Source organism: Rhizobium croatiense (genome assembly GCF_019793465.1).
GTDB classification, from domain to species: domain Bacteria; phylum Pseudomonadota; class Alphaproteobacteria; order Rhizobiales; family Rhizobiaceae; genus Rhizobium; species Rhizobium croatiense.
Map to the genome: position 1 here is coordinate 22,438 of NZ_JAILYJ010000021.1, position 24,947 is coordinate 47,384.

A 24,947-nucleotide genomic window follows, 5' to 3' on the forward strand; every position below is an offset into this window, starting at 1 on the left:
CTAAGTCGGCGGAAACGGCGCGCAGGAGAGAAATTCTTGAACATCATCGGGGCGACAAGTGGAGTGATCGATAGAAAGACTGTCGTTCCTCTGAGAGCCTGCCTCCGCCGACGTGCCGCGCTGTCCCCGGCTCGATGAGGATAATATCATGTCGCGTCCGTCATTTGCCGGTGTCGCAGCGCTATCGCTTGTGATGGCTGGCTCGTTGCCCTCTTCCGTGCGGGCGCAATCTCACTCCGCCCCAGCGGGTATCGAAAACCCGTCACCGGCATCCTTGCCGAAGATCGCCGCCAGCCGTGCCGGTTTTGACGTGAAGATGCTCGAACCGGTCAACGGCATCGACTACCGGACCTACGGCCACATCACTTATGCGATGTTCCTCGATCCGGACGGTGATCACGAGGCGATCTTTAAGAAGTTCGGGACGGACAGGGCTGGTTATGAGGCCGCTGGCGCCACCTTTAGCGAGCGCATGAAACAGGATCAGACCTTCGCGATGGTCGAGATGTTCGGCGCTTATTTTGCCGAGGAGGCGCAAGGCACCTATGCGGCGCTCGGCCGCGATGTCGCCCAGTCGGTGCTGAACCAGGCGCCGCTTCGGGAGACCGAGCCGATGCCGGAGGAAAAATTCCGGGAGATACAGGTCTATTACGGCCGCAAGGTTTCGGTCGCCGGCACGACACTCGCGCAGCAGGATGAGATCCTCAAGCCGTATCACATCACCTTCAACGACTTTAACATCGTCGGCGCCTGGTTCTCGCGCCGGCTGGCGTTGCAGACGGCTGATCTCTCGACCCAGGAAAGCCCGCCGGCGCGCGCCGAAGGCACGCCGACGAAGCGACCGGAATGGGGAGGCCTCTGGCGCTTCACCTGGAAGACCCTTCAGCATACCGATACGGAAATGAAAGTGGTGGACGCCAGCCGTGACATCTGCGTCAAGAACGACATGACTGCGGATAACCTGCCGCTGATGCCCAAACCCTCGGGCGTCAAATGCGTGCTGATCGACAGGATCCACTTCTACGACAGCGGCGTCCAGATGAGCGCGCAATGCGACCACGGCGGCATCGGGACGTCATGGGGGCTCTATCTCCAACCGGAAAATGGCGGCGAAAGCTTTAGCGGCCAGATCTCCTATAACGAGGTCTACGAGGGCGATTCCGACATGCCGCAGCCGGTCACGGATGTTCAGGTCAAGCGGATTGGCGAGTGCCAATGAGGAGAGCGAAAACCATGCTGCGCTGTGTTCTTGCCGCCGCATTCGTGCTGAGCCCGGCCGCCGCCTTCGCTGAGGAGAGCGGCCTTCCCACGGGACTCTGGCAGGTGAGGGTCTTTACCCCGGTTCCCACGCCAGAGCTGAAGAACGATGAGCAGGTCTTCCAGATTTGCTACGACAAGACGGCCGTAAAAAGCCACATGAACCCGGTTTTGCCGAAAGCGCAGGCCGCCAAATGCAAGCTGGATTTCACCGACATGGGTGACTTGGCCTATGACGCGAGTTGCAAGGACGGCGATCACCGGCTGCGCATTTCGGAGGCTGCAGACGGCTTGTGGCGCGGGACCTACCGTTTCGTCGGAAAGAAGAACGACGTCACTCTGGAGCCTGCAGTCGAACTGAAGAAGATCGCTGATACCTGCGGCTAGATTTTGCGACTACCCCTCACGCGGAATGTCGGGCATCCGATCATTTTAAACGTTCTGAGATTAGGGACGCTTGCTACCGCTTCCACGAAAACGCCCGCGCGGCAAAGCCGGCGGGCGCACATCCTTCGAAAGCGAAGCGTGATTACTTCGCGAGGTTGCGCTTGCCGAGCGTGCGCAGGCGCAGCGCGTTGAGCTTGATGAAGCCGGCTGCGTCCTTCTGGTCGTAGGCGCCCTGGTCGTCCTCGAAAGTGACGAGCTTGTCGGAATAGAGCGACTTTTCGCTTTCACGACCGATGACCATGACGTTGCCCTTGTAGAGCTTCAGCGTCACTTCGCCTTCGACATGCTCCTGGCTCTTGTCGATCAGCGCCTGCAGCATCTCACGCTCCGGCGAGAACCAGAAGCCGTAATAGATCAGCTCGGCGTAACGCGGCATGATCTCGTCCTTGAGATGAGCTGCCCCGCGGTCGAGCGTGATCGATTCGATGGCGCGGTGCGCCGTAAGCAGGATCGTGCCGCCGGGCGTTTCGTAGACGCCGCGCGACTTCATGCCGACGAAGCGGTTCTCGACGAGGTCGAGCCGGCCGATGCCGTTGTCGCGGCCATAAGTGTTGAGCGTTGCGAGCAGTGTCGCCGGCGACATCTCGACGCCGTTGATCGAGACGGCGTCGCCCTTGCGGAAGCCGACCTTGATCACCGTCGCCTTGTCGGGCGCGGCCTCGGGCGAAATCGTGCGCATATGCACATATTCCGGCGCCTCCTGGGCGGGGTCCTCGAGAACCTTGCCCTCGGAGGAGGAGTGCAGCAGGTTGGCGTCGACGGAGAACGGCGCTTCGCCCTTCTTGTCCTTGGCGACCGGGATCTGATGCTGTTCGGCGAAGGCCAGCAGATCCGTGCGGCTCTTGAACGCCCAGTCGCGCCACGGCGCGATGATCTTGATGTCGGGATTCAAAGCATAGGCGGAGAGCTCGAAACGAACCTGGTCGTTGCCCTTGCCGGTCGCGCCGTGGGCGATCGCATCAGCGCCGGTCTTGCGGGCGATATCGATCAGGTGCTTGGAAATCAGCGGACGGGCGATCGAGGTGCCTAGCAGATAGACGCCTTCGTAAACGGCATTGGCACGGAACATCGGGAAGACGAAATCGCGCACGAATTCCTCGCGCACATCCTCGATGTAAATCTCCTTGATGCCGAGCATCTCGGCCTTCTTGCGCGCCGGCTCCAGTTCTTCGCCCTGGCCGAGATCGGCGGTGAAGGTGACGACTTCGGCGCCGAGCTCGGTCTGCAGCCACTTCAGGATGATCGAGGTGTCGAGGCCGCCGGAATAGGCGAGAACGACTTTCTTCACGTCTTTGTATGATGCCATGATGATGAGGTCCGTTGCATAAAAGGCCGGCGAAAACCCGGTGTCGCGGCACTTTTAGCGAGATTGGCGCGTGAAGCAAGGGCAAGTGCGGCGCCACCGGCGCGATAGCGTTTGACAGCGCGAAAGCGGAGCCCATATTCGCCATCGTCCGAACAATGCTCGAGGAGAGGCTGCCCGTGACGAATATTCAAGACATTTTCAAGAAATCCAATGTTGCGGTCGTCACCGGCGGCGCGTCCGGCATCGGCCTGGCGGCGGCGAAATATTTCGCCGGCCAAGGCATGAGCGTCGTCATCGCCGATCTCGGCGGCGACCGCCTGGCAACAGCCGCCGACGAACTCAAGGCCATTGCCGGCGAAGAGGATGTCATGGCGGTCGAGACCGACGTCGCCAGCCGGGACTCCCTGGAGGCGCTCGAACGCGCCGTGCTCCAGCGTTTCGGTCGCGTGCACGTGCTGATGAACAATGCCGGAATCGGCCCGGAGACCTCGATCTTCAGCGCGCAGCCGAACTGGGATCATATCTTCGCCGTCAATCTGATGGGCGTCGTCAACGGCACGCGCGTCTTCGGCCCGAAGATGCTGTCGCACGGCGAGCCCGGCCTGATCATCAACACCGGCTCCAAGCAGGGCATCACCACGCCGCCCGGCAACCCGGCCTACAACATCTCCAAGGCTGGCGTGAAAGTCTTTACCGAAGCGCTTGAGCACGAGCTTCGCAACACCGCGGCAGCGAAGATCTCCGCGCACCTGCTGATCCCCGGCTTCGTCTTTACCGGCCTCACCAAGGGCGACCGCGCGGAAAAGCCCGCCGGCGCCTGGACGCCGGAGCAGACGGTCGATTTCATGGTCGAAAGCCTCGCACGCGGCGATTTCTATATCCTCTGCCCCGACAACGACGTGAGCCGCGCGGTCGACGAGCGACGCATGGCCTGGGCGATGGGCGACATCATCGAGAACCGGCCGCCGCTGTCGCGCTGGCACAAGGACCATGCCGACAAGTTCAAGGCCTTCTTGGAACAGAAGTAATGAAGGCCATCAGAAGGTTTGATTGGTAATTTTCCGAAAGCCGGTTAAGAGATCGTCAGGTCTTTCCGGCTTTCGGAGTGTGCCATGGATCTCCTGCCCAGCCTGCCGACGCTGCTCGGCTTTGCCGCCGCCACGTTGCTGCTCGCGGCAACCCCCGGTCCCGACATGACGCTGTCGATCAGCCGCGCGCTGGCCCAGGGCAAGAACTCCGCTCTCTTCGTCGTCGTCGGCACCAGCCTCGGGATCGTCGTTCACACCATGCTGGTCGCCTTCGGCATTTCGGCGCTGATCACCGCCTCGCCGACCGCCTTCCTGATCCTGAAGACCGGCGGCGCCGCTTATCTGCTCTGGCTGGCGGTGCAGGCGATCCGCTTCGGCTCGAAGCTCACCGTCGCCAAGGTCGAGGCGCAGAAGGGCACCACCCTTTCGAACATCTCGTCGGGCTTCTGGGTCAATCTTCTGAACCCGAAGGTCATCATCTTCTTCATGACCTTCCTGCCGCAATTCGTCAGCGCCGGCGATCCCGCCGTGACGCAGAAGCTGCTGTTCCTTGGGTTTTGCTTTATCCTGATCGGCATGCCCGTCAATGCCGGCGTCATCCTTGCCGCCGACTGGCTGGCTTCCTGGCTGCAGAACAACAGGAAGGTGCTGCGCGGCATCGACTATACCTTCGCCGGCGTCTTCTCGATCTTCGCCGCAAAGATCCTGCTCACCCCGGCGAAATAGCGGCCGGTTCAGCCAATCAGCAAAGCATCGTCGTCGAGCGTCTGGCCGCGCATCTTGCGGAACATTGCGATCAGGTCCTCGACCTGCAGGTTCTTCCGGTTGTCGCCCGCAACGTCGAGAACGATCTCGCCGCCATGCAGCATGATCGTGCGGTGGCCGTAGTCCAACGCCTGGCGCATGGAATGGGTCACCATCATCGTCGTCAGCTTGCGCTCGGCCACGATCTTCTGCGTGAGGTTCATCACGAACTCGGCCATCCCAGGATCGAGCGCTGCCGTATGTTCGTCGAGCAGCAGTACCTCGGACCCGGCAAGTGTCGCCATGACGAGCGAAACGGCCTGCCGCTGCCCGCCGGAAAGCAGATCCATGCGGTCCTTCAGCCGGTTTTCCAGCCCAAGATTGAGCTCGGCGATCCGCTCCTTGAAATAATCGCGCCTCTTGCCGGCGAGCGCCGGCGCAAGCCCGCGCCTTTCGCCGCGGCGGGCGGCGAGAGCGAGATTCTCCTCGATCGACAAAGAGCCGCAGCTTCCTGTCAGCGGATCCTGGAAGACGCGCGCCACCAGGCCGGCGCGCGCCGCCGTCGACTTGCGCGTCACCTCATTCTTGCCGATCAGCACCTGTCCCTCGCTCGGCAGGACATCGCCGGCGAGCACGCCGAGCAGTGTCGATTTGCCGGCGCCGTTGGAGCCGATGACGGTGACGAAGGAGCCCTGCTCGATGGTCAGGCTGACGCCGTTCAGCGCCTGCTTCTGCAGCGGCGTGCCACGCCCGAAAACGACCTTGATATCCTTGACGCTGATCACGATGCGGCACCTCTGCGAAGGCGGGGAAGAATGAGTGCCACGGTCACCAGCACCGCCGTCACGAAATTGAGGTCGGAGGCCTGCAGACCGATGACGTCGCTCGACAGCGCCAGCTGGATGGCGATGCGATAGAGGATCGAACCGAGCACGCAGCCGACGAGCGCGATCAATAGGCCGCGCCGCCCGAGCAAGGTCTCGCCGATGATGACGGCGGCAAGGCCGACGACGATGGTGCCGACGCCGGAGGTGACGTCGGCAAAACCGTTGGTCTGGGCAAACAGCGCGCCGCCGAAAGCGACCAACGCATTCGAGATCGCCATGCCGAGATAGATCTGCCGGCTGGTGTCGACGCCCTGGGCCCGCGCCATCCTGCCATTGGCGCCGGTCGCGCGCATGGCAAGCCCGGCGTCGCTTTCCAGGAAGCGCCAGACCAGGATGAGCGCGACGATGACGAGAACGCCGACGAAGAGCGGCCGCACATAGAAATCGCGCAGGCCATGACCGAAGAACGGGCTGATCATCGTATCGGCATTGATGAGGGCGACATTGGGTTTCCCCATCACCCTCAAATTGACGGAAAACAGCGCGATCATCGTCAGAATCGAGGCGAGTAGGTTGAGAATCTTGAAACGCACGTTGAGCAGCGCCGTCACCATGCCCGCGCCCGCGCCCGCCGCCATGGCGATCAGCGCCGCAAGCCAGGCATTGACGCCGGCAATGATCAAGACCGCCGTCACCGCCGCGCCGAGCGGAAAGGAACCGTCGACCGTCAGGTCGGGAAAATCGAGGACGCGGAAGGCGAGATAGACGCCGAGAGCGACGAAGGAATAGACCAGGCCGAGCTCGACGGCCCCCCAGAATGCGATTTGGCTCAAGGCATTCAGCCCCTTTTTGTTTCCGTTCCGCCCGTCGCGAAACCGCAGCCTTGTAATACTTCAGCCGCCCCCGTGCAAACGGGAGCGGCTGAATGTTAATGGTCGATGGACCTACGGCCGATTAGTCGATGACTTTGTTGGCCCGCGAAAGCACGCTCTCGGGCAGGGTGACACCCATCTTGGCCGCCGCCGACTTGTTGACGACGAGATCGCTGCCGGCGGCGGTCTTGACCGCGATATCACCGGGGTTTTCGCCTTTCAGCACACGCACGACGATTTCGCCCGTCTGCTTGCCGACGTCGTAATAATTGAAGCCGAGAGCGGCGATCGATCCGCGCGATACCGAATCCGTATCGGCGGTGAAGAGCGGCAGCTTGCTTTCTTCGGCAACCGCGACGCCGCCTTCGAGCGCCGAGATGATCGTGTTGTCGGTCGGAATGTAGATCGCATCGGCGCGGCCGACGAGGGCGCGGGCAGCGCCCTGAACCTCGGCCGACTTGGTGGCGGCCGATTCGACCACCTTCAGCCCGGCCTTTTCGGCTTCTGCCTTCAGCACGGCGAGCAGCGAAACCGAATTCGCCTCACCTGAGTTGTAGAGATAGCCGATGGTTTTCACATCAGGCAGGATTTCCTTGATCAACGCCAGGTGCTCGCCGACCGGGGACATGTCGGAAAGGCCGGTGACATTGCCGCCCGGCTTGTCCATATTCTTGACCAGCTGGGCGCCGAGCGGATCGGAGACGGCCGTGAAAACGACAGGAATGTCACGCGTCGAGGAAACCACGGCCTGGGCTGACGGCGTCGAGATCGGCACGATGACATTGGGTTCGTCGCCGGCGAACTGGCGGGCGATCTGGGCTGCCGTCGCCGGATTGCCCTGCGCCGATTCGAACACGAATTTCAGGTTCTCGCCTTCCTTGTAGCCGGCCGCCGTCAGCACGTCGAGAACACCCTTGCGGGCCGCATCCAGCGCCGGATGCTCGACGATCGCCGTCACAGCGACGGTCACGTCATCGGCCTTGGCGGGAAGGGAAAGGACCAAACTGGCGGCAAGAGCGAGCAAAATCGGGCGCATGGGTATCCTCCTATATGATTTTGGCGGCACTTTTAAGAAAAGCGCCCCCTGAAATCAATCGCGGAGAATTGTTGCGAGGTTCAAACTTGCTGATCAGTCGTCGGCGCCGTGATTGGCGATCATCATCGCCTCGAAGGCCAGGCGCTCGGTCTTGCGCATGCGTTCGGATTCCGATTTCAGCTGGCCGCAGGCGGCAAGAATGTCGCGGCCGCGCGGCGTGCGGATCGGCGAAGCGTAACCCGCCGAATTGATGAAATCGGCGAACTTCTCGATCTGCTCCCAGTCCGAACACTGGTAGTTGGTGCCGGGCCAGGGATTGAACGGAATGAGGTTGATCTTCGCCGGCACGCCTTTCAGGAGCTTGATCAGCCCCTTGGCGTCTTCCAGGCTGTCATTGACGTCCTTCAGCATTACATATTCGAAGGTGATGCGCCGCGCATTGGAAAGGCCGGGATAGGCCTTGCAGGCGTCGATCAGTTCCTTCAGCGGATACTTCTTGTTGATCGGCACCAGAATATCGCGCAGGTCGTCGCGCACCGCATGCAGCGAGATCGCCAGCATGACGCCGATCTCCTCGCCGGTGCGGAAGATTTCCGGCACGACACCGGAGGTGGAAAGCGTCACGCGACGTTTGGACAGCGACAGGCCGTCGCCATCCGTAGCGATCAGCAGCGCTTGTTTGACGGCATCGAAATTATAGAGCGGCTCGCCCATGCCCATCATAACGATATTGCTGACCTTGCGGCCTTCGGCCGGCATGATCGTGCCCTGCGGCGCTTCGCGATCCGGGAAGTCGCCGAGCCGGTCGCGGGCGAGCAGCAGCTGCGACAGGATTTCCTCCGCGGTCAGGTTGCGCACCAGCCGCTGCGTGCCGGTGTGACAGAAGGAACAGGTCAGCGTGCAGCCGACCTGGCTGGAAATGCACAGCGTGCCGCGCCCCTCTTCCGGAATGTAGACGGCTTCGATCTCGACCGGGCGGCCTGCGCCCCGCGCGGGAAAGCGCAGCAGCCATTTGCGGGTGCCGTCGTTGGAGACCTGCTCCTCGACGATTTCGGGACGCGCGATGGTGAAATGCTGCTTCAGCATTTCACGCATGTCCTTGGCGACATTCGTCATATGGTCGAAATCGGAGACGCCGCGCACATAGATCCAGTTCCAGAGCTGCGCGACGCGCATCTTGATCTGCTTCTCGGCCACGCCTTTTTCCCTGAGCACCGCCGCCATTTCCTCGCGCGACAGCCCGATCAGGGAAGGCTTTTCGGCGCCGGAAGAGGCGTTCGGCGCCCGTGGCTTGGTGACATCAATCGCATCCATGACGGACATGGTCTTTAGATCCCGAATTCGAACACGTAACCGCCCCCGCAAGCCCCGCAGACTTCAGGAGCAAGCCGGAAGAGGTGAGGCGCATGACGGCACATTGGCAGAAATTGAATGGCGGAACGGCGACTGATATCGCGATCTGTCCGCTGTTGGCCTGGCCTTTAGCATCATTTTGTCGGCGCGTCACTATAGAGCCTTTCCTGGTTAGATTGAAGCATTCTGCCGGAGCAGGTTTTCGTCAGGGCAGAGGCGATTGGCGACGGGCATACCCCCAGGTACGTCCGAGCCGATCGCCTCTGATCCTGGCGGAAAGATGCCCGGCCCTTCGGGTTGGCTAAAACGGGCCGGCTGATCGACCGGCCGGCTTGGCCGTAGAGCTGGGCTACGACGCGCGCCGGCCGGTCGACCATCCGACTCCGTTTGAGCCAACAGAATGCTTCAATCTAACCAGGAAAGGCTCTAGAGATGGAAAACAGCAAGGGCCGGCGCAAGGCCGGCCCTTGAGATTCCGTTGGCCAAAAGGCGCCTACTTGCAGCTTTCGATCTGCTTCAGCGCTGCCGAGATGCCCGAAAGCGAATAGCTGTAGGACGTGCCCGTGCCCTTGCGCGAGACCGCATTGACCGTCATCGAATGACCGGTCTTCATCGCCGCGACGAGGGCCGGCTCCTGAGCCGCGTTCTCGACCCAGCCGGCCTTGTCCTTGGTGAACATCACGAAGGTCTTGTTGTCGATGACGACGTTGATCTTCGAATTTTCCTTCACCGTGTAGCCCATCATTGCCTGCGGCTCGTAGGAGATGTTCTGGCCGGGGCGCTGCGAGACGATGAAGAAATTGTCGCCGTGGTCGACGCTTGCCGGCTGCTTTGCCGTCGGCACGGACAGCACGTAGCAGACGGTGCTGGCGCCCGACTTGTAGGAATAGGCGCCCCATGCCTGGAACTGCTGAATGCGGGTCGGCGCGGCCTGCTGCGCTGTCGCAACTCCGGCCATACCAAGGATGAGTGCGAGGGCGGATACGATACTTTTTACAAACATGGATTCCTGCCGGTTCTTGCGATTCAAGGCCCGAAGCGATCATAGCGGGCGCGCATAATCACGATCTGCTTTATTTTGACTTAATTCAGGTTACCAAATGGTCAACAATAGCTGCGATTTGTATGTGCCTGTGTCATTTCAGCTCGACCATGACTTTTGCCCCTTGCTGAAATCGGCTGCGATGCCGGTGCGCCGATGGCACCGGCCGGCCGTTCGGGTGAATCTAAGACACAAAGATTCAGGCAAGAGTTTGACCTTTCAAAAATCCGTTGTACCTCATTAAGACTTTGGAAATCCGGGACGAAATTTTCGCCGCAGGGGGCTCGTGAGACGACATGGATGCCGAGGAAAGACGGCGTTTCGCTGCCCTCGCAAAGGCTGTCGCAGACGATCGCGACCAGCAGGCTTTCTCCATCCTGTTCGACTATTTCGCCCCGCGTCTGAAGACCTGGCTGATGCGCCGGAAAATGACCTCCGGCGAGGCCGAGGAGCTGGTTCAGGAGATCATGATCGTGCTCTGGCACAAGGCCTATCTCTACGATGCCACGCGGTCTTCACTCTCGACCTGGCTCTTTCGCATTGCCCGCAACCGCCGCATCGACCTGCAGCGCCGCGCCGACGCCCGCACCTTTGACGAGACGGACCCGACCCTGCAGCCGCCGGCCGACATCGGTGCCGAAGAAATCATTGTTAATGACGATCGCGACGCCAAAATCCGTGCCGCAGTCGGCCAACTGCCGCAGGAACAGCGCGAGATGCTGCGTGCCGCCTTTTTTCTCGGCCAATCGCACGCCGAGATCGCTGAAGCGACCGGGCTGCCGCTCGGCACGGTGAAATCACGGATCCGGCTTGCCTTCGGCAAACTCCGCAAGGTGCTGGATCAGGAGCTCGGCTGAACCGGCGCGGCCTTCAAATCGTTTTCATCGTATCCGCTGGCGGGTCGGCAAGGACGCGGTCCGCCGCGTCGTAATGGCCCGGCCGGATATGGCTGCGTACCATGGCGAAGGCGGCCGAAAGCACGGCGACATCGTCAGAAAAGCCGACGACGGCGAAAATATCCGGGATCATGTCGACCGGCATGACGAAATAGGCGAGTGCTGCGAGCAGCACACCGCGCACCTTGGTCGGTGTTTGCGGATCGAGCGCGCAGTAGAAGCCGGCGACGACGTCGCGTGAGAACGGGATCTGCCGCACGGCGCGGCGAAAAGTCGGCCAGAACTTCTGCCGCACCGTCTTCTCCCGCCGGCTCTGGGTGTCCTCGTCGCCCGGCAGCAGGATTTCCCCGAATTTGACCTCGTCCATCCCTGACATCCTTTCGTCCCTGCGCACATATGGTGATGGCGCCCAGGCTTTCAATCGGCCCCTTTCAATCGGCCCCGTTCGATCGGCAAGACCTTCAGCCGAGACGTCGTGCCGCCGCCTTCTCCATCGCCTTGGCGAGCTTGAAATCCAGCTCCGTCAGTCCGCCGGCATCATGCGTGTTCAGCGTCACATCCACGCGGGAATAGACGTTGAACCATTCGGGATGATGGTTGAGCTTTTCGGCGGTGATCGCTGCCTCCGTCATGAAGCCGAAAGCCTCGATGAAATTCGAAAACTTGAATGTCTTCGAGATCGAGGAAGCCGCGTCATTGAGCGCCCAGCCGGCAAGCCCCGCCAGTTGCGCCTCGACTGCCGCCCGTTCCAGTTTTTCCCATTTCATGCCATGTTCCTCTTGTTCTTCCGACAGGTCTACCGATGACGCCTATCAGTATCCTCTTCGTTTGCATGGGCAATATATGCCGTTCTCCGCTTGCCGAGGGAATTTTTCGTCATCTCGTCAGCGAGGCTGGTCTCACCGGCCGTTTCACCGTCGATTCAGCCGGCACCGGCGGCTGGCATGAGGGCGAGCCACCCGACCGGCGTTCGATCGCCACCGCGCAACGCCATGGCATCGACATAGCGGCGCAGCGCGCCCGCCGCATCCGGCCAACTGATTTCAGCAATTTCGAGCTGATCCTTGCCATGGACCGCGACAATCTGGCGACGCTTGGCAAGATCGCGCCGCCCAAGGTGAATATCCGCCTGTTTGGCGATGCGGCTCTAGGAACGGGAGAGGACATTCCCGATCCCTATTATGGCGGCCCCGATGGCTTTGAGCTGGTCTATATCAGGCTCTTGACCGGCTGCAGCACGCTGCTCGAAACGCTGGGCGTCGAGCGGGCCTCGTGCAGCGGAAACACTTCCTCGGTGAGGTAAGGCCCGCCGCCCACCGATTCGCGCGATGAAAGCAGCACGAAGCGCGGCGCCGTGAACGTTGCGGTGTGGAAGTTGCCGCGCCCGGCCAGATATTGCACGACATCGTCGAGCCGCGACGATTTGAGCCGTGCCAGCGTCACATGCGGCATGAATTTGCGGGGATCCGGCGGCAGGCCGATGCGCTGGCAGATGCGCTCGATCTCACCCTGCAGGGCGTACATCTCAGGCGATTGCGAGACGCCGGCCCAGACCGAATGCGGTTTCTTCGAGCCGAAGGAACCGATGCCTTCGAGGCGGAACTGGAATTCCGGCCGGTCGATCCGGTCGAGGCGTTCGACGATTTCATCGGCGGTGCGGCCGTCGACATCACCGATGAAGCGCAGGGTGATGTGATAATTCTCCACATCGATCCATCGTGCTCCGGGGAGGCCGCCGCGCAGCAATGAAAGGCTCATCGCCGCATTGCGCGGAATTTCGAGGGCGGTAAACAGTCTCGGCATAACGAGCACTCCCCGAATCTTTTGCAGGTGCTTACACGGAATCACGCAATCAATGAGCGCGCAAGCCCCTATTTCTTCACAGTAGAAATCGTCCCGACGAAATTTGTGACATCGGCTTCCATCTTCTGAACCATGACATCCACGCCCTTCGCATTCGGATGCATGCCGTCGCTGAGTTTGAGCCCTGCATCGAGCACCACGCCGTCAAGGAAGAAGGCATAAAGCCGAACTCCGTGTTTCTCCGAAAGTTTCCGATAAATCGGATTGAAGCGTTCGGCATAATCCGCGCCCATATTGGGTGGCGCCATCATGCCGACGAGGAGCACGGCAATGCCGCGTTCCTTCAGCCGCGTTATCATCTGGTCGAGATTCTTTTCGCTCTCTTCGGGCGGAATGCCGCGCAGCGCATCGTTGGCGCCGAGCTCCAGGATGACGCCATCGGTGCCGTCAGGCACTGACCAGTCGATGCGGGCCAGCCCCCCTGTCGTCGTATCGCCCGAAACGCCGGCATTGGCGATGGCGACGTCGAGTCCCTTCGCCTTCAAGGCCGCCTGCAGCTTTTCGGGAAAGCCGTCGCCGGGCGGCAGCTGATAGCCTGCCATCAGGCTGTCCCCGAATCCGACGAGATTGATTGTCCGCGCATTTGCGCCGGCGGCAAAGATCAGTGAGAGGGCAATGACGGTGAATTGAAGGACGGCAACTTTAAATCTCATCCTGCTTTCCCTAGATTGGCGGGGTGCCGTTATGCGGCAATTTGATTACGGGCTTATATAGGGCGATTTCCGTTGGCAAAAACCATCATCGAGTTGAAGAGCGCCGATCTGACCCTTGGCAGCGCCGCGGCCTCCGTCCATGTGCTGAAGGGTATCGATCTCGATATATCAGCCGGCGAATCCGTCGGCATCGTCGGCCCTTCCGGTTCCGGCAAGTCCACCCTGCTGATGGTGCTTGCCGGATTGGAGAAGCTCGACAGCGGCGAAATCAACATCAACGACACGCCGCTCCACGCGCTGAGCGAGGATGAGGTCGCCGATTTCCGCGGCCGTAACATCGGCATCGTCTTCCAATCCTTCCACCTGATCGCCAACATGACGGCGCTGGAAAACGTCGCCGTGCCGCTGGAGCTCGCCAATGTCCGCAACGCCTTCGAGATCGCCCACCGCGAGCTTAATTCGGTCGGTCTCGGCGAAAGGTTGAACCACTATCCCGGCCAGCTTTCCGGCGGCGAACAGCAGCGCGTGGCGATCGCCAGAGCGCTCGCCCCCTCGCCCGCTTTGCTGATCGCCGACGAGCCCACGGGCAATCTCGATACCGAGACTGGCCGCCAGATCGCCGACCTATTGTTTTCCAAACAGGCCGAACGCGGCATGACCCTGCTTCTCGTCACCCACGACGTCTCGCTTGCGAGCCGCTGCTCGCGCCAGATCCGCGTCCGCTCCGGCCGGATCGAAGACGACAGCGCTGCGCGCCGCAGCGAGGCGGCATTCGCATGAGAATGATCACGCCGCGCACCGCACTTGCTTTTCGCCTGGCACTGCGTGAGCTGCGCGGCGGCATTCGCGGCTTCTACATCTTTCTTGCCTGTATCGCGCTCGGCACAGGCGCGATTGCCGCCGTCAACTCGGTTTCGCAGTCGATCACCGACACGATCGCCTCGCAGGGACAGGAACTTTTGGCCGGCGACGTCCGCTTCGAGCTCAACAACCGCGAGGCCACACCTGAGGAAATGGCTTTCCTCGAAAGTCTCGGCACCGTCTCGGTGTCGACCGGTCTGCGCTCGATGGCCCGCAAGCCTGATGGTTCCGACCAGGCGCTGGTCGAGGTCAAGGCGGTCGACGACGCCTACCCGCTCTACGGCAGCTTCGCAGCCGAGCCGGATTATCCGCTTGCAGCCCTGCTTTCGGCCCAAAGCGGCACCTATGGCGCGGTCGCAGCTCCGCTGCTGCTCGACCGGCTTGGCCTTGCGGTCGGCGACGAATTGCTGCTCGGCAATGTCAAACTCAGCATCACCGGCACCGTCAAGACCGAGCCGGACGCCCTCTCCGAAGGTTTCGGCTTTGCGCCGCGCCTGCTCGTCAGCCGCCGGGCGCTCGAATCGTCGGGGCTGATCCAGACCGGAAGCCTGGTTGAACATGCCTACAAGATCCGGCTGGAGGACAAGCGCGCGATATCGGGCATCCAGGCGCGCGCCTCCGGGGAATTCCCGTCCGCCGGCTGGGCGATCCGCACCAGCGACCGAGCCGCACCCTCGCTTACTGAAAACATCACCCGCTTCTCGCAGTTCCTGACACTGGTCGGCTTGACCGCGCTGATCGTCGGCGGCGTCGGCGTCGCCAATGCGGTGCGTGCCTTCCTCGATTCCAAGCGCACCACCATCGCCAGCTTCAAATGCCTCGGTGCGCCGGCCGTCGTCGTCGTGCTGATCTATCTCTTCCAGATTACCATCATTGCGTTTGGCGGCATCATGATCGGCCTCGTCATCGGCGCCCTGTCGCCGATCTTCGCCGCGCAGTTCCTGGCGCAGTTCCTGCCGGTGTCCACAACCCCGACCCTCTATCCCGGCGCCCTGCTGCTTGCGGCGTTCTTCGGCATCCTGACGACACTCGCCTTCGCAATCCTGCCGCTCGGCCATGCCCGCGAAGTGCCGGCGACGGCGCTCTTCCGCGAGCAGGGTTTCGAGGCCCGCCGCCTGCCCTCTTGGCCCTATATCCTGCTTGCGACGCTATTCATGGCGGCCTTGGCCGGTCTTGCCATTCTCACCGCCTATGACCGCTACATCGCCGTCGTCTTCGTCGGCGCCATCATCTTCGCCTTCGCCGTCCTGCGGCTCGTCGCCGCGCTGATCGCCTGGCTCGCCCGCCGCAGCCCGCGCGTTCACTCGCCGGCGCTCAGGCTCGCGATCGGCAATATCCACCGACCCGGCGCCCTGACGCCCTCGGTGGTGCTGTCGCTCGGCCTCGGCCTGGCGTTGCTAGTGACGCTGACCTTGATCGACGGAAACCTGCGCCAGCAGCTGACCGGCCGCATGAACGAGGGCGCGCCGAACTTCTTCTTCGTCGATATCCAGAGCGCCGAGGTCGACGCATTCCGCAACCTCGTCCAGGCGCAGGCGCCGAAGGGCAAGCTCATGGAGGTGCCGATGCTGCGCGGCCGCATCGTCGCCTTCAACGGCGAGGACGTCGCCAAGATGAACGTGCCGGCCGCCGGCCGCTGGGTGCTGAACGGCGATCGCGGCATCACCTACTCCGACACCGTGCCGGAAAACGCTGCGCTGACCGAAGGCAGCTGGTGGGACAAGGATTACAGCGGCGAGCCGCTGGTCTCCTTCTCCTCGGAAGAGGCGCATGAACTCGGCCTGAAGATCGGCAACACCGTGACCGTCAACGTACTCGGCCGCAACATCACCGCCAAGATCGCCAATCTGCGCCGCGTCCAGTGGGAATCGCTGTCGATCAATTTCGTCATGGTCTTCTCGCCGAACACCTTCCGCGGCGCCCCGCACGCCTGGCTGGCGACACTGACCGATCCCGCCTCGACGCCGGCCGAAGATGCGGCGATCCTGAAATCCGTCACCAACACCTATCCGACGATCACCAGCGTGCGCGTCAAGGACGCGATCGATATCGTCAACCAGCTGGTGGCCCAGCTGGCGACTGCGATCCGCGCCGCAGCCTCGGTGGCCCTCATCGCCTCGATCCTCGTCCTTGCCGGGGCGCTTGCCGCCGGCAACCGGGCGCGCACCCACGATGCGGTGGTGCTGAAGACGCTCGGCGCCACCCGGGCCATGCTGATCCGCGCCTTCAGTTACGAATATCTGATCCTGGGGCTTGCGACCGCGATCTTCGCGCTAATCGCCGGCGCCGCCGCCGCCTGGTTCATCGTCGCCCGCATCATGCGGCTGCCCTCGGCCTTTCTGCCCGATGTGGCGGGGCTGACGCTGGTGACGGCGCTCGTCCTGACCGTCGGCATCGGCCTCATGGGCACCTGGCGCATCCTCGGACAGAAGGCGGCGCCCGTCCTGCGCGAGCTTTGACCGGCGAACGACGCCCAAACCCTTCACCTTACTGCGATTTAACCGGCCAGGCCCTTGCAAGCCTCTTGTTTGCGAGGGGCGAAGGCCTCATATTGTCTGCAGGCATGCTGGAGCTCCGCAGCGGCGCCCGGGTCGAAAACCCCGACACCGTAACTCCATCGGAGCTTGTAAGAGGAAACTATGGCTGATCTTCGTAACTATCAAAGCCGCGCTCAAACCGGCGAGATGATTGATCAGGGCCTGCGCACTTATATGCTCAAGGTCTACAACCTGATGGCGCTGGGTCTGGCGATCACCGGTGTGGCCGCATATCTGTCGTTCCAATTCGCTTTCGCCAATGGCGAGATTACCGCTTTCGGTCAGGCGATCTATCTGAGCCCGCTGAAGTGGGTGGTCATTCTGGCGCCGCTGGCTCTGGTGTTCTTCCTGAGCTTCCGGATCCATAGCATGACGGTGAGCGCCGCCCAGACGACCTTCGCGATCTATGCCGCGCTGGTCGGCCTGTCACTCTCGTCGATCTTCCTGATCTATACCGGCCAGAGTGTCGTTCAGACGTTCTTCGTCACCGCCGCCTCCTTCGGCGCGCTGTCGCTTTACGGCTACACGACGAAGCGTGACCTGTCGGCAATTGGCTCGTTCCTGATCATGGGTCTCTTCGGCCTGATCATCGCCTCGCTCGTCAACGTCTTCCTGGCCTCGTCCGCGATGCAGTTCGCCATCTCGGTGATCGGCGTGCTGATCTTCGCAGGCCTGACCGCCTACGACACGCAGCGGATCAAGGAGCTCTACTACGAAGCTGATGACGTTGCTGTTGCCGGCCGCAAGGCGATCATGGGCGCGCTGACGCTCTATCTCGACTTCATCAACCTCTTCATGTTCCTGCTGCAGTTCATGGGCAACCGTAAATAAGCAGGTCCATCGAGATCGAAAAGGCGGCTTCGGCCGCCTTTTTTGTTGCGCCGTTTTCGGAGGGATGGTTTTAGAGGAGCTCCATCCGCCGCTGGACCACTGCCCGATGTCCTTCCTTCTGCGCGACGCCTCTGAGGCCGATATTCCCGCCATCACCGATATCTACCGCGACTCCGTCCTGAACGGCGTTGCAAGCTACGAGATTGCGCCGCCCTCCGAGGCCGAGATGGCGCAGCGTTTTGCGGCGATCATCGGCCAGCAATATCCCTATATCGCCGCAGCCGATGACGACGGAAACTTCCTCGGCTACGCCTATGCCTCGGCCTTCCGCACCCGCCCGGCCTATCGCTGGATGGTGGAGGATTCGATCTACCTGCCGCCCGAAGCGCGCGGCCGCGGCATCGGTAAGGCACTGATGACCGAGTTGATCGACCGCTGTACCGTCCTCGGTTTTCGTCAGATGGTGGCCGTCATCGGCGGCGCAAGCCCCGCCTCGATCGCGCTTCATCTCAAGGCGGGCTTCGTGGAGGTCGGCCTGATGCAGGGCACGGGCTACAAGCATGGCCGCTGGCTCGACACGATACTCATGCAGCGCAGCCTCGGCGAGGGCATGACGACCGATCCGGATCCATCCGCCTATCCCGGCACGCTGTTCGCCGGCTGATCAGGCTTACTTATCGACCAGCTTCAAAGCCTTGTCGAACACCTTGAGGACGTGGTTCAGCTCGTGTCCGCGCTTCAGGATCATGCCGTTGACGTTGATGACGGAGTAGGCGCCTTGTTTGGCGGCGAGCTTCGGGTTCTTTTCGATTCGGAAGAACGGCATTTCGCCGGAGCGCTTGAAGACGGAAAACACCGCCCTGTCTTTCAGGTGATCGATGGCGTAATCGCGCCATTCACCCTCGCCGACCATGCGGCCGTAGATCCACAGGATCGCGTCGAGTTCGCGCCTATGGAAGGTCACCGGGAGCGGGTCTTTGCTTTGTTTGTATTCCCTGAGATCGACGACGACTGAAGAACTATTGTCGACGGAGCGGCTTTCGCCGTGTCGCAAATCCGGCTGATCTGTCATCAGTCTCCCGAGGCCTCCGCTTGTGACAGGAGAATGACAGTTTGCCCGAGCCGCTACAAATTGCAAGAGTGCGGCCCGTCACATTCGGCCGCAGTGGAAGAGTCGACGCTTTCTCGGCAGCGCCGCATTTCAGTCAAAACAGCGCCTCATTTGCAGGAGAATTATGCATCCCGGTTTGGCGCCAGCGCGCCAAAGGGCCCGGCGGAGCGTATCGACCTTAACCCCAGCCCCGAATACGCTCGGCCGGGCCGCCCGGATCTTCATCCGTATCAGGATGAAATCAGATATTTTTGCCCGCCATCACCACCGTCGCGCCAAGGATCGCGGCCGGATCGCCGTCCGCGGTCGCCGACTGCAGCAGGATAGCGCAACCCTCGAGCTGCGGCCGCTGCAGGACGCTTGCCGGCAGCGTCAGATTGGTCGCCTTGCCATCCCACATGCCGACGGTTTCGACATTGGTAACGCTGTGCAGATAGGAGAGCTTCTTGCCGCTGTTCTCACCCTTTTCGACGGCGATCGTCTTTTCCTTGTCGAAATAGACCATGACGACATTGGCTTTACCCTGCCCTGCGCCGATCCTGATCTCCAACTCGTCGCCGCGCATCGATGCGCTGATGGGAACGGTCAATCCGTTGCCTTCGCTGCTGTAGCTGTCGATCCGGCTATTGATGCCCGTGAGATCAGAACCGGCGAGATGGCCGCGCCCGTTGACGATGGCTTGCGGCGTGTAGACGTTGCTGCGGCCCATCGTCCTGGCATAGCCGTATTGCCGCTCGGTGTTTTCCTTCGAGCTCAGCGTATCGGCCCAGCCGAGATAATTCCAGTAATCGACGTGATAGGCGAGCGCGATGACATCGCCCTGGTTCACCAGCTTGCGGAAAGCCGCATCAGCGGGGGGACAGGAGGAGCAGCCCTGCGCCGTGAAGAGCTCGACGACGCCTTTCGGCGTGCCGTCTTCGGCATGCAGCGGGCCTGCGAGAACAACACCGGCCAATAGCGGAATCAAGAAACGGGGGGACATTCATGCACCTCTTTTTCAGCGCCGACGGCGTATTGGAACCGGAGGCGCTGAGATATGAACGTACGAATAATCCTTCCGGGTCCAAACGAAAAGTCACGAACGGGTGAGACGCAGCACGACCGGAAGCCGCGGAAAACAAATCATCGTGAGTTCGCTCGATGACTGTCGCAGCATAAGAAGGCCGCCGGAAATTGCTTTCCGGCGGCCGTGATCATGTCAGGCTCTTAACGATCAGGCAGCGAGATCGCGCAGGACCGTCTGCAGGATGCCGCCATTGTTGAGGTAGATCACCTCGTCGAGCGTATCGACACGCGACAGCAGCGGAACGTCCTTCACGGTGCCGTCGCTATAGGTGATTTTGGCGATCTTCCGCTCGCGCGGGTTGATCTTGTCCAGGCCCTCGATGGTGACGAGTTCGTCGCCCTTGAGGCCGAGGCTCTGCCAGGTCGTGCCCTCTTCGAAGACGAAGGGGATGACGCCCATGCCGACGAGGTTCGAGCGATGGATACGCTCGAAAGACTGGGCGACCACCGCCTTGACGCCGAGCAGGTTGGTGCCCTTGGCCGCCCAGTCGCGCGAGGAGCCGTTGCCGTATTCGACACCGGCGAAGATGACGAGCGGCACACCTTCGGCCTTGTACTGCATCGCCGCGTCGTAGATCGACGTCTCTTCCTTCGACGGGTAGTGGATGGTGTAGCCACCTTCCTTGCCGTTCGGGCCGAGCATGTGGTTGCGGATGCGGATATTGGCAAACGTGCCGCGCATCATCACTTCATGGTTGCCGCGCCGCGTGCCGTACTGGTTGAAGTCGGCAACGGAAACGTCATGACCGATCAGATAGGCGCCGGCCGGCGATGCTGCCTTGATCGAACCGGCCGGAGAGATGTGGTCGGTGGTGATCTTGTCACCGAACAGACCGAGGACGCGCGCGCTCTTGATGTCGGCGACGCCGGTGCCCTTCTTGCCCATGCCGACGAAGTAAGGCGGGTTCTGGACATAGGTCGAATCGTCGTCCCAGGCATAGGTCTGGCCCGGCGGGACCTGGACGGCCTGCCAGTTGACGTCGCCCTTGAAGACGTCGGCATACTTGCTTTCGTAGAGCTCGCGGGTCACGTATTTCAGGATGAATTCCTGGACTTCCTTCGAAGTCGGCCAGATGTCCTTGAGGTAGACGGGGTTGCCATTCTGGTCTTCGCCGATCGGCTCCTTCGTCAGGTCCTTCTGAACCGTGCCGGCAAGCGCGTAGGCGACGACGAGCGGCGGCGAAGCGAGGTAGTTCGCCTGGACGTCAGGCGAGATACGGCCTTCGAAGTTACGGTTGCCGGAAAGCACGCCGGATACGATCAGGCCCTTGTCGTTGATCGTCTTCGAGATCGGCGCCGGCAGCGGGCCGGAATTGCCAATGCAGGTAGTGCAGCCGAAGCCGACGAGGTTGAAGCCGAGCTTGTCGAGGTCGGCCTGCAGGCCCGACTTGGCGAGATATTCGCCGACGACCTGCGATCCCGGAGCGAGCGAGGTCTTGACCCACGGCTTGGTCTTCAGGCCCTTGGCAACGGCGTTGCGGGCAAGAAGGCCGGCAGCGATCAGCACCGACGGGTTGGAGGTGTTGGTGCAGGAGGTGATGGCGGCAATCGCCACGTCGCCATGGCCGAGATCGAAATCCGTGCCTTCGACCGCATAGCGGTTGGCAAGCTGGCCGGGCTTCTTGTAGTCGGCTTCCATCGAGCCTGCGAAACCGGAAGCGATGTTTTCGAGCGCGATGCGGCCTTCCGGACGCTTCGGGCCGGCCATCGACGGGACGACGTCGCCGAGGTCGAGTTCCAGCGTGTCGGTGAAGACGAGATCGGAACCATCGCCTTCGCGCCACATGCCCTGAGCCTTCGAATAGGCTTCGACCAGCGCGATCCGGTCATGCGTGCGGCCGGACATGGTGAGGTAGTTGATGGTTTCGCCGTCAACAGGGAAGAAGCCGCAGGTGGCACCATATTCCGGGCCCATATTGCCGATCGTCGCACGGTCGGCGAGCGGCATGTTGTCCATGCCGGGGCCGAAAAATTCGACAAACTTCGAAACGACGCCCTTCTTGCGCAGCATCTGCACGACGGTGAGAACGAGGTCGGTCGCGGTGACGCCTTCCTTGAGCTTGCCGGTCAGCTTGAAGCCGATGACTTCGGGCAGCAGCATCGAAACCGGCTGGCCGAGCATCGCGGCTTCCGCTTCGATACCGCCCACGCCCCAGCCGAGAACGCCGAGACCGTTGATCATCGTCGTGTGGCTGTCTGTGCCGACGCAGGTATCGGGATAGGCGATCGTCTCGCCGTCCTCTTCCTTGGTCCAGACGGTCTGGCCGAGATATTCGAGATTGACCTGATGACAGATGCCGGTGCCGGGAGGCACGACGCGGAAATTCTTGAAGGCCTGCTGGCCCCACTTCAGGAAGCGGTAGCGCTCGCCGTTGCGCTGGTATTCCAGCTCGACGTTACGGGCGAAAGCCTGCGGCGTGCCGAATTCGTCGACGATGACGGAGTGATCGATGACGAGATCGACCGGAACGAGCGGGTTGATCTTCTCGGGATCGCCGCCGAGCGACACCATCGCGTCGCGCATCGCGGCAAGGTCGACGACGGCGGGAACGCCGGTGAAGTCCTGCATCAGCACGCGCGCCGGGCGATAGGCGATTTCGTTTTCGACCGCACCCTTGTTGTTGAGCCACTCGGCAACGGCCAGGATGTGCTCCTTGGTGACCGATTGGCCGTCTTCGAAGCGCAGCAGGTTTTCGAGCAGCACCTTCATCGAATAGGGAAGCTTCGACACGCCGGCCAGACCGTTTGCCTCAGCCTTGGGCAGGCTGTAATAGACATAGTCCTTCCCGTTCACCGAAAGCGTGGAACGACAATTGAAACTGTCAAGAGATTTAGACACGAGAGACCCCGTTTCTGATAGCCAACACAGTCGTGCGAACGCCTATGCACTTAATGCACATCAGGATGCGGGTACGGCCATTTCCGCTGTCCGCACGTGGAACAGATGCTCCAAGTTCGGCGCAAGGATGAAATTCACGCCGACCGCTGGCGTGGTTGCAGGTCTTATAGATAATTTCCTAAAAACTTGCCATACCCGGAAACGGTCAAAATCGGACATTTTTTGACCCCTCCGAAAGCCGAAACGAAGAAAGAGCCAATGCATGCATCTCACCGCCGAAAATCTGGCCGCAAGGCGCGGTGACGATCTCATTTTCGTTAACATTTCCTTTTACTTGGCAGCCGGCGAGGCACTCGTTCTCACTGGCAGAAATGGATCGGGAAAGTCCACTTTGCTACGCGTTGTCGCCGGCCTCCTGAGGCCGGAAAAGGGCACTGTCATCTTTCATGGCGACGGCAGCCGGGGAGGCCGGCATCCCGGCGAGGTCTGCCACTACCTCGGCCATCGAAATGCGATGAAGAATGAACTTACGGTTGCAGAGAACCTTGATTTCTGGAGCGCCTTCCTCGGCGAAACGGATGCACCCGCCGGCCTACCCCTCGAAGCGGCAGCCGAAGCCGTCGGCCTTTCGGGAATAACCCATCTTCCCTTCGGCTATCTCTCCGCCGGCCAGCAGCGCCGATTCGCCTTCGCCAAGCTGCTCGTTTCCCACCGGCCCGTCTGGATCCTCGACGAGCCCACAGCGGCCCTCGATGCCAGCGCCGATCGGCTGTTTGCCGGATTGATCGAAGCGCATCTGGCGAAAGGCGGCATCGTGCTGGCGGCGACACATCAGCCGCTGGGGCTGAAGAATGTGCAGGAATTGAAGATGACGGGCTTTGCCGGCGTGGATCAGGGGGTGTGGGGATGACCGCCCTCTTCCTCCGCGACCTCAAGCTCTCTATCCGCGCCGGGGGCGGTGCGTTGATCGGAGTACTATTCTTCCTGACCGTCGTCGCCGTCATTCCCTTCGGCGTCGGCCCGGATCTCAAGCTTCTTTCCCGTATCGGCCCCGCCATCGTCTGGATCGGCGCCCTGCTTGCAGCCCTTCTTGGCCTCGACCGCCTGTTCCAGGCCGAGCGCGACGATGGATCGCTCGACCTGATGCTGACGCGGGAAACACCGCTTGTCCTCACCGTACTGGTCAAATGCTGTGCCCACTGGACGGCCACCAGCCTGCCTTTGGTCATCGCCTCGCCGCTGCTCGGCCTCTTCATGAATATGGACGAGACGGCGATCGGCGCGACCGCGCTGACGCTGCTCGTCGGTTCGCCGGCCATCACCTTCATCGGCGCCGTCGGCGCCGCCGTTGCCGTCGCCCTGCCCCGTGGTGGCCTGCTGGTCTCGATCCTGGTCCTGCCGCTGACCATCCCGGTTCTGATCTTCGGCGTCAGCGCCACCTATGCCGCCGTCGAGGATCCCGTCCCGTTCCTGCCACCCTTCCTCATCCTGACCGCACTGACGCTGTTCTTCGCGGTGATCGGCCCGGCCGCCGCTGCGCTTGCGCTGCGAAACGCGTCGGATTGAATGCCATTCGATTGCGGGAAAAGCCGGATCAAGGTAAGGAAGCAGCCATGAACGACACAAGCCTTGCCATCCGCAAATTCAGCGATCTCGCCAACCCGACGCTGTTTCTGGCGCTGGCGGCCCGCGTCATCCCCTGGTTGGCCGGCATCACCGCGCTCTGTTTCGCGGCCGGCCTCTATCTCAGCTTCTCCACCGAAGGCGATTACCAGCAGGGCGAGACCGTCCGTATCATGTATATCCACGTCCCGGCCGCCTGGCTCTCGATGATGTGCTACACGATCATGAGTGTCTCGGCGATCGGCACACTGGTCTGGCGCCATCCGCTGGCCGACGTCTCCGCCAAGGCCGCAGCCCCGCTCGGCGCCGCCTTCACTCTGCTGGCGCTCGTCACCGGCTCGCTCTGGGGCAAACCGATGTGGGGCACCTGGTGGGTCTGGGACGCCCGCCTGACCTCCGTTTTCGTCCTCTTTCTGATGTATCTCGGCCTGATTGCGCTGAGCCGCGCCATCGACGATCCGTCGAGGGCCGCGCGGGTCTGCGCCGTGCTTATTCTCGTCGGCTTCGTCAACATTCCGATCATCAAGTTCTCCGTCGAATGGTGGAACACGCTGCACCAGTCGGCGAGCGTGCTCAGGATCGGCGGTCCGGCGATCGACCCGGAATTCCTGCGCCCGCTCCTCGTCATGGCGATCGCCTTCACGCTCCTCTTCTTCACCTTGCACATCATGGCGATGAGGAACGAAATCTGGCGCCGCCGCATCGCCGCACAGCGCCGTCTCGCCGCCCGGATGGCGAGCCGGGAGGAATAGACCC

Annotated in this window: 26 protein-coding genes; 13 read left to right on the forward strand and 13 right to left on the reverse strand. The window is 61.8% G+C overall.

What is annotated here, in order from left to right:
• Nucleotides 1-148: 148 nt before the first annotated feature.
• Both K6M89_RS31230 and K6M89_RS26790 read left to right on the forward strand, forming a co-directional pair.
• Nucleotides 149-1,219, forward strand: coding sequence for a hypothetical protein (locus K6M89_RS31230; RefSeq protein WP_246642705.1), 1,071 nt, complete (start codon nt 149-151; stop codon nt 1,217-1,219).
• 14 nt (nt 1,220-1,233) lie between these two features.
• Complete coding sequence (locus K6M89_RS26790) at nt 1,234-1,644, forward strand: hypothetical protein (protein ID WP_222141662.1); 411 nt, start codon at nt 1,234-1,236, stop codon at nt 1,642-1,644.
• Between the two features lie 142 nt (nt 1,645-1,786).
• Here the strand turns inward: K6M89_RS26790 and K6M89_RS26795 are convergent, their stop codons facing one another.
• The gene (locus tag K6M89_RS26795; RefSeq protein ID WP_097580576.1) at nt 1,787-3,010 is read right to left on the reverse strand and encodes an argininosuccinate synthase; all 1,224 of its coding nucleotides are present in this window, start codon (nt 3,008-3,010) and stop codon (nt 1,787-1,789) included.
• A 176-nt stretch (nt 3,011-3,186) separates the two neighbouring features.
• Here K6M89_RS26795 and K6M89_RS26800 point away from each other — a divergent pair, with 176 nt between their 5' ends.
• Both K6M89_RS26800 and K6M89_RS26805 read left to right on the forward strand, forming a co-directional pair.
• Nucleotides 3,187-4,038 carry an SDR family NAD(P)-dependent oxidoreductase gene (locus K6M89_RS26800; RefSeq protein WP_222141614.1) on the forward strand — a complete coding sequence of 284 codons (852 nt, stop codon included), beginning with the start codon at nt 3,187-3,189 and terminating at the stop codon, nt 4,036-4,038.
• 84 nt (nt 4,039-4,122) lie between these two features.
• Nucleotides 4,123-4,764 carry a LysE family translocator gene (locus K6M89_RS26805; RefSeq protein ID WP_222141615.1) on the forward strand — a complete coding sequence of 214 codons (642 nt, stop codon included), beginning with the start codon at nt 4,123-4,125 and terminating at the stop codon, nt 4,762-4,764.
• A gap of 8 nt (nt 4,765-4,772) precedes the next feature.
• Here the strand turns inward: K6M89_RS26805 and K6M89_RS26810 are convergent, their stop codons facing one another.
• The 5 genes from K6M89_RS26810 to K6M89_RS26830 all read right to left on the reverse strand — a co-directional run bounded on the left by K6M89_RS26810 (nt 4,773) and on the right by K6M89_RS26830 (nt 9,873).
• The gene (locus K6M89_RS26810; RefSeq protein WP_222141616.1) at nt 4,773-5,567 is read right to left on the reverse strand and encodes an ABC transporter ATP-binding protein; all 795 of its coding nucleotides are present in this window, start codon (nt 5,565-5,567) and stop codon (nt 4,773-4,775) included.
• Nucleotides 5,564-6,442: an ABC transporter permease gene (locus K6M89_RS26815; RefSeq protein WP_222141617.1), complete on the reverse strand. Its 879-nt coding sequence runs from the start codon at nt 6,440-6,442 to the stop codon at nt 5,564-5,566. Before K6M89_RS26815 ends, K6M89_RS26810 begins: the two co-directional genes overlap by 4 nt.
• 121 nt (nt 6,443-6,563) lie before the next feature.
• On the reverse strand, nt 6,564-7,517 hold the full coding sequence (locus tag K6M89_RS26820; RefSeq protein ID WP_222141618.1) for an ABC transporter substrate-binding protein: 954 nt from the start codon (nt 7,515-7,517) through the stop codon (nt 6,564-6,566).
• Between the two features lie 93 nt (nt 7,518-7,610).
• A complete protein-coding gene (gene rlmN, locus K6M89_RS26825; RefSeq protein ID WP_183917379.1) occupies nt 7,611-8,840 on the reverse strand; it encodes a dual-specificity RNA methyltransferase RlmN in 1,230 nt (409 codons plus the stop codon).
• Between the two features lie 523 nt (nt 8,841-9,363).
• Nucleotides 9,364-9,873: an invasion associated locus B family protein gene (locus tag K6M89_RS26830; RefSeq protein WP_222141619.1), complete on the reverse strand. Its 510-nt coding sequence runs from the start codon at nt 9,871-9,873 to the stop codon at nt 9,364-9,366.
• Between the two features lie 335 nt (nt 9,874-10,208).
• Between K6M89_RS26830 and K6M89_RS26835 the strand changes: the two genes are divergently transcribed.
• A complete protein-coding gene (locus tag K6M89_RS26835) occupies nt 10,209-10,769 on the forward strand; it encodes a sigma-70 family RNA polymerase sigma factor (protein WP_222141620.1) in 561 nt (186 codons plus the stop codon).
• Between the two features lie 13 nt (nt 10,770-10,782).
• On the opposite strand, the gene K6M89_RS26840 is transcribed toward K6M89_RS26835, so the two are convergent.
• Nucleotides 10,783-11,175 carry a YkvA family protein gene (locus tag K6M89_RS26840; RefSeq protein WP_064683829.1) on the reverse strand — a complete coding sequence of 131 codons (393 nt, stop codon included), beginning with the start codon at nt 11,173-11,175 and terminating at the stop codon, nt 10,783-10,785.
• Between the two features lie 94 nt (nt 11,176-11,269).
• Nucleotides 11,270-11,575, reverse strand: a complete 306-nt coding sequence (locus tag K6M89_RS26845; protein ID WP_222141621.1) for a 4a-hydroxytetrahydrobiopterin dehydratase — start codon at nt 11,573-11,575, stop codon at nt 11,270-11,272.
• A gap of 35 nt (nt 11,576-11,610) precedes the next feature.
• Here K6M89_RS26845 and K6M89_RS26850 point away from each other — a divergent pair, with 35 nt between their 5' ends.
• Nucleotides 11,611-12,111, forward strand: coding sequence for a low molecular weight protein-tyrosine-phosphatase (locus tag K6M89_RS26850; RefSeq protein ID WP_222141622.1), 501 nt, complete (start codon nt 11,611-11,613; stop codon nt 12,109-12,111).
• Here the strand turns inward: K6M89_RS26850 and thpR are convergent.
• Nucleotides 12,018-12,611, reverse strand: a complete 594-nt coding sequence (gene thpR / locus K6M89_RS26855; protein ID WP_222141623.1) for an RNA 2',3'-cyclic phosphodiesterase — start codon at nt 12,609-12,611, stop codon at nt 12,018-12,020. The two genes, K6M89_RS26850 and thpR, sit on opposite strands and share 94 nt — an antisense overlap.
• A gap of 68 nt (nt 12,612-12,679) precedes the next feature.
• Complete coding sequence (locus tag K6M89_RS26860) at nt 12,680-13,324, reverse strand: arylesterase (RefSeq protein WP_097605921.1); 645 nt, start codon at nt 13,322-13,324, stop codon at nt 12,680-12,682.
• Between the two features lie 72 nt (nt 13,325-13,396).
• On the opposite strand from K6M89_RS26860, the gene K6M89_RS26865 reads away from it, so the two are divergent.
• The 4 genes from K6M89_RS26865 (at nt 13,397) to K6M89_RS26880 (ending at nt 18,217) form a co-directional block, all read left to right on the forward strand.
• Nucleotides 13,397-14,104, forward strand: coding sequence for an ABC transporter ATP-binding protein (locus tag K6M89_RS26865; protein WP_064683834.1), 708 nt, complete (start codon nt 13,397-13,399; stop codon nt 14,102-14,104).
• Complete coding sequence (locus tag K6M89_RS26870; protein ID WP_222141624.1) at nt 14,101-16,644, forward strand: ABC transporter permease; 2,544 nt, start codon at nt 14,101-14,103, stop codon at nt 16,642-16,644. The genes K6M89_RS26865 and K6M89_RS26870 overlap by 4 nt, the downstream gene beginning before the upstream one ends.
• A gap of 180 nt (nt 16,645-16,824) precedes the next feature.
• Nucleotides 16,825-17,553: a Bax inhibitor-1/YccA family protein gene (locus K6M89_RS26875; protein WP_097580562.1), complete on the forward strand. Its 729-nt coding sequence runs from the start codon at nt 16,825-16,827 to the stop codon at nt 17,551-17,553.
• Nucleotides 17,554-17,659: 106 nt separating this feature from the next.
• Nucleotides 17,660-18,217: a GNAT family N-acetyltransferase gene (locus tag K6M89_RS26880; RefSeq protein ID WP_222141625.1), complete on the forward strand. Its 558-nt coding sequence runs from the start codon at nt 17,660-17,662 to the stop codon at nt 18,215-18,217.
• Between the two features lie 6 nt (nt 18,218-18,223).
• Here K6M89_RS26880 and K6M89_RS26885 read toward each other — a convergent pair whose 3' ends face one another.
• From K6M89_RS26885 to acnA, 3 genes are all read right to left on the reverse strand, one after another.
• Nucleotides 18,224-18,625: a DUF2794 domain-containing protein gene (locus tag K6M89_RS26885; RefSeq protein ID WP_010026852.1), complete on the reverse strand. Its 402-nt coding sequence runs from the start codon at nt 18,623-18,625 to the stop codon at nt 18,224-18,226.
• 280 nt (nt 18,626-18,905) lie between these two features.
• Complete coding sequence (locus K6M89_RS26890) at nt 18,906-19,646, reverse strand: DUF1223 domain-containing protein (protein ID WP_222141626.1); 741 nt, start codon at nt 19,644-19,646, stop codon at nt 18,906-18,908.
• A gap of 231 nt (nt 19,647-19,877) precedes the next feature.
• Nucleotides 19,878-22,568 carry an aconitate hydratase AcnA gene (acnA, locus tag K6M89_RS26895; protein ID WP_222141627.1) on the reverse strand — a complete coding sequence of 897 codons (2,691 nt, stop codon included), beginning with the start codon at nt 22,566-22,568 and terminating at the stop codon, nt 19,878-19,880.
• A 262-nt stretch (nt 22,569-22,830) separates the two neighbouring features.
• Between acnA and ccmA the strand changes: the two genes are divergently transcribed.
• From ccmA to K6M89_RS26910, 3 genes are read left to right on the forward strand one after another with little or no spacing between them, the layout of a single operon-like run.
• Nucleotides 22,831-23,478 carry a heme ABC exporter ATP-binding protein CcmA gene (ccmA, locus tag K6M89_RS26900; protein ID WP_222141628.1) on the forward strand — a complete coding sequence of 216 codons (648 nt, stop codon included), beginning with the start codon at nt 22,831-22,833 and terminating at the stop codon, nt 23,476-23,478.
• On the forward strand, nt 23,475-24,134 hold the full coding sequence (gene ccmB / locus K6M89_RS26905) for a heme exporter protein CcmB (RefSeq protein WP_183597785.1): 660 nt from the start codon (nt 23,475-23,477) through the stop codon (nt 24,132-24,134). Before ccmA ends, ccmB begins: the two co-directional genes overlap by 4 nt.
• Before the next feature lie 47 nt (nt 24,135-24,181).
• On the forward strand, nt 24,182-24,943 hold the full coding sequence (locus tag K6M89_RS26910) for a heme ABC transporter permease (RefSeq protein WP_096762051.1): 762 nt from the start codon (nt 24,182-24,184) through the stop codon (nt 24,941-24,943).
• Nucleotides 24,944-24,947: the final 4 nt, after the last annotated feature.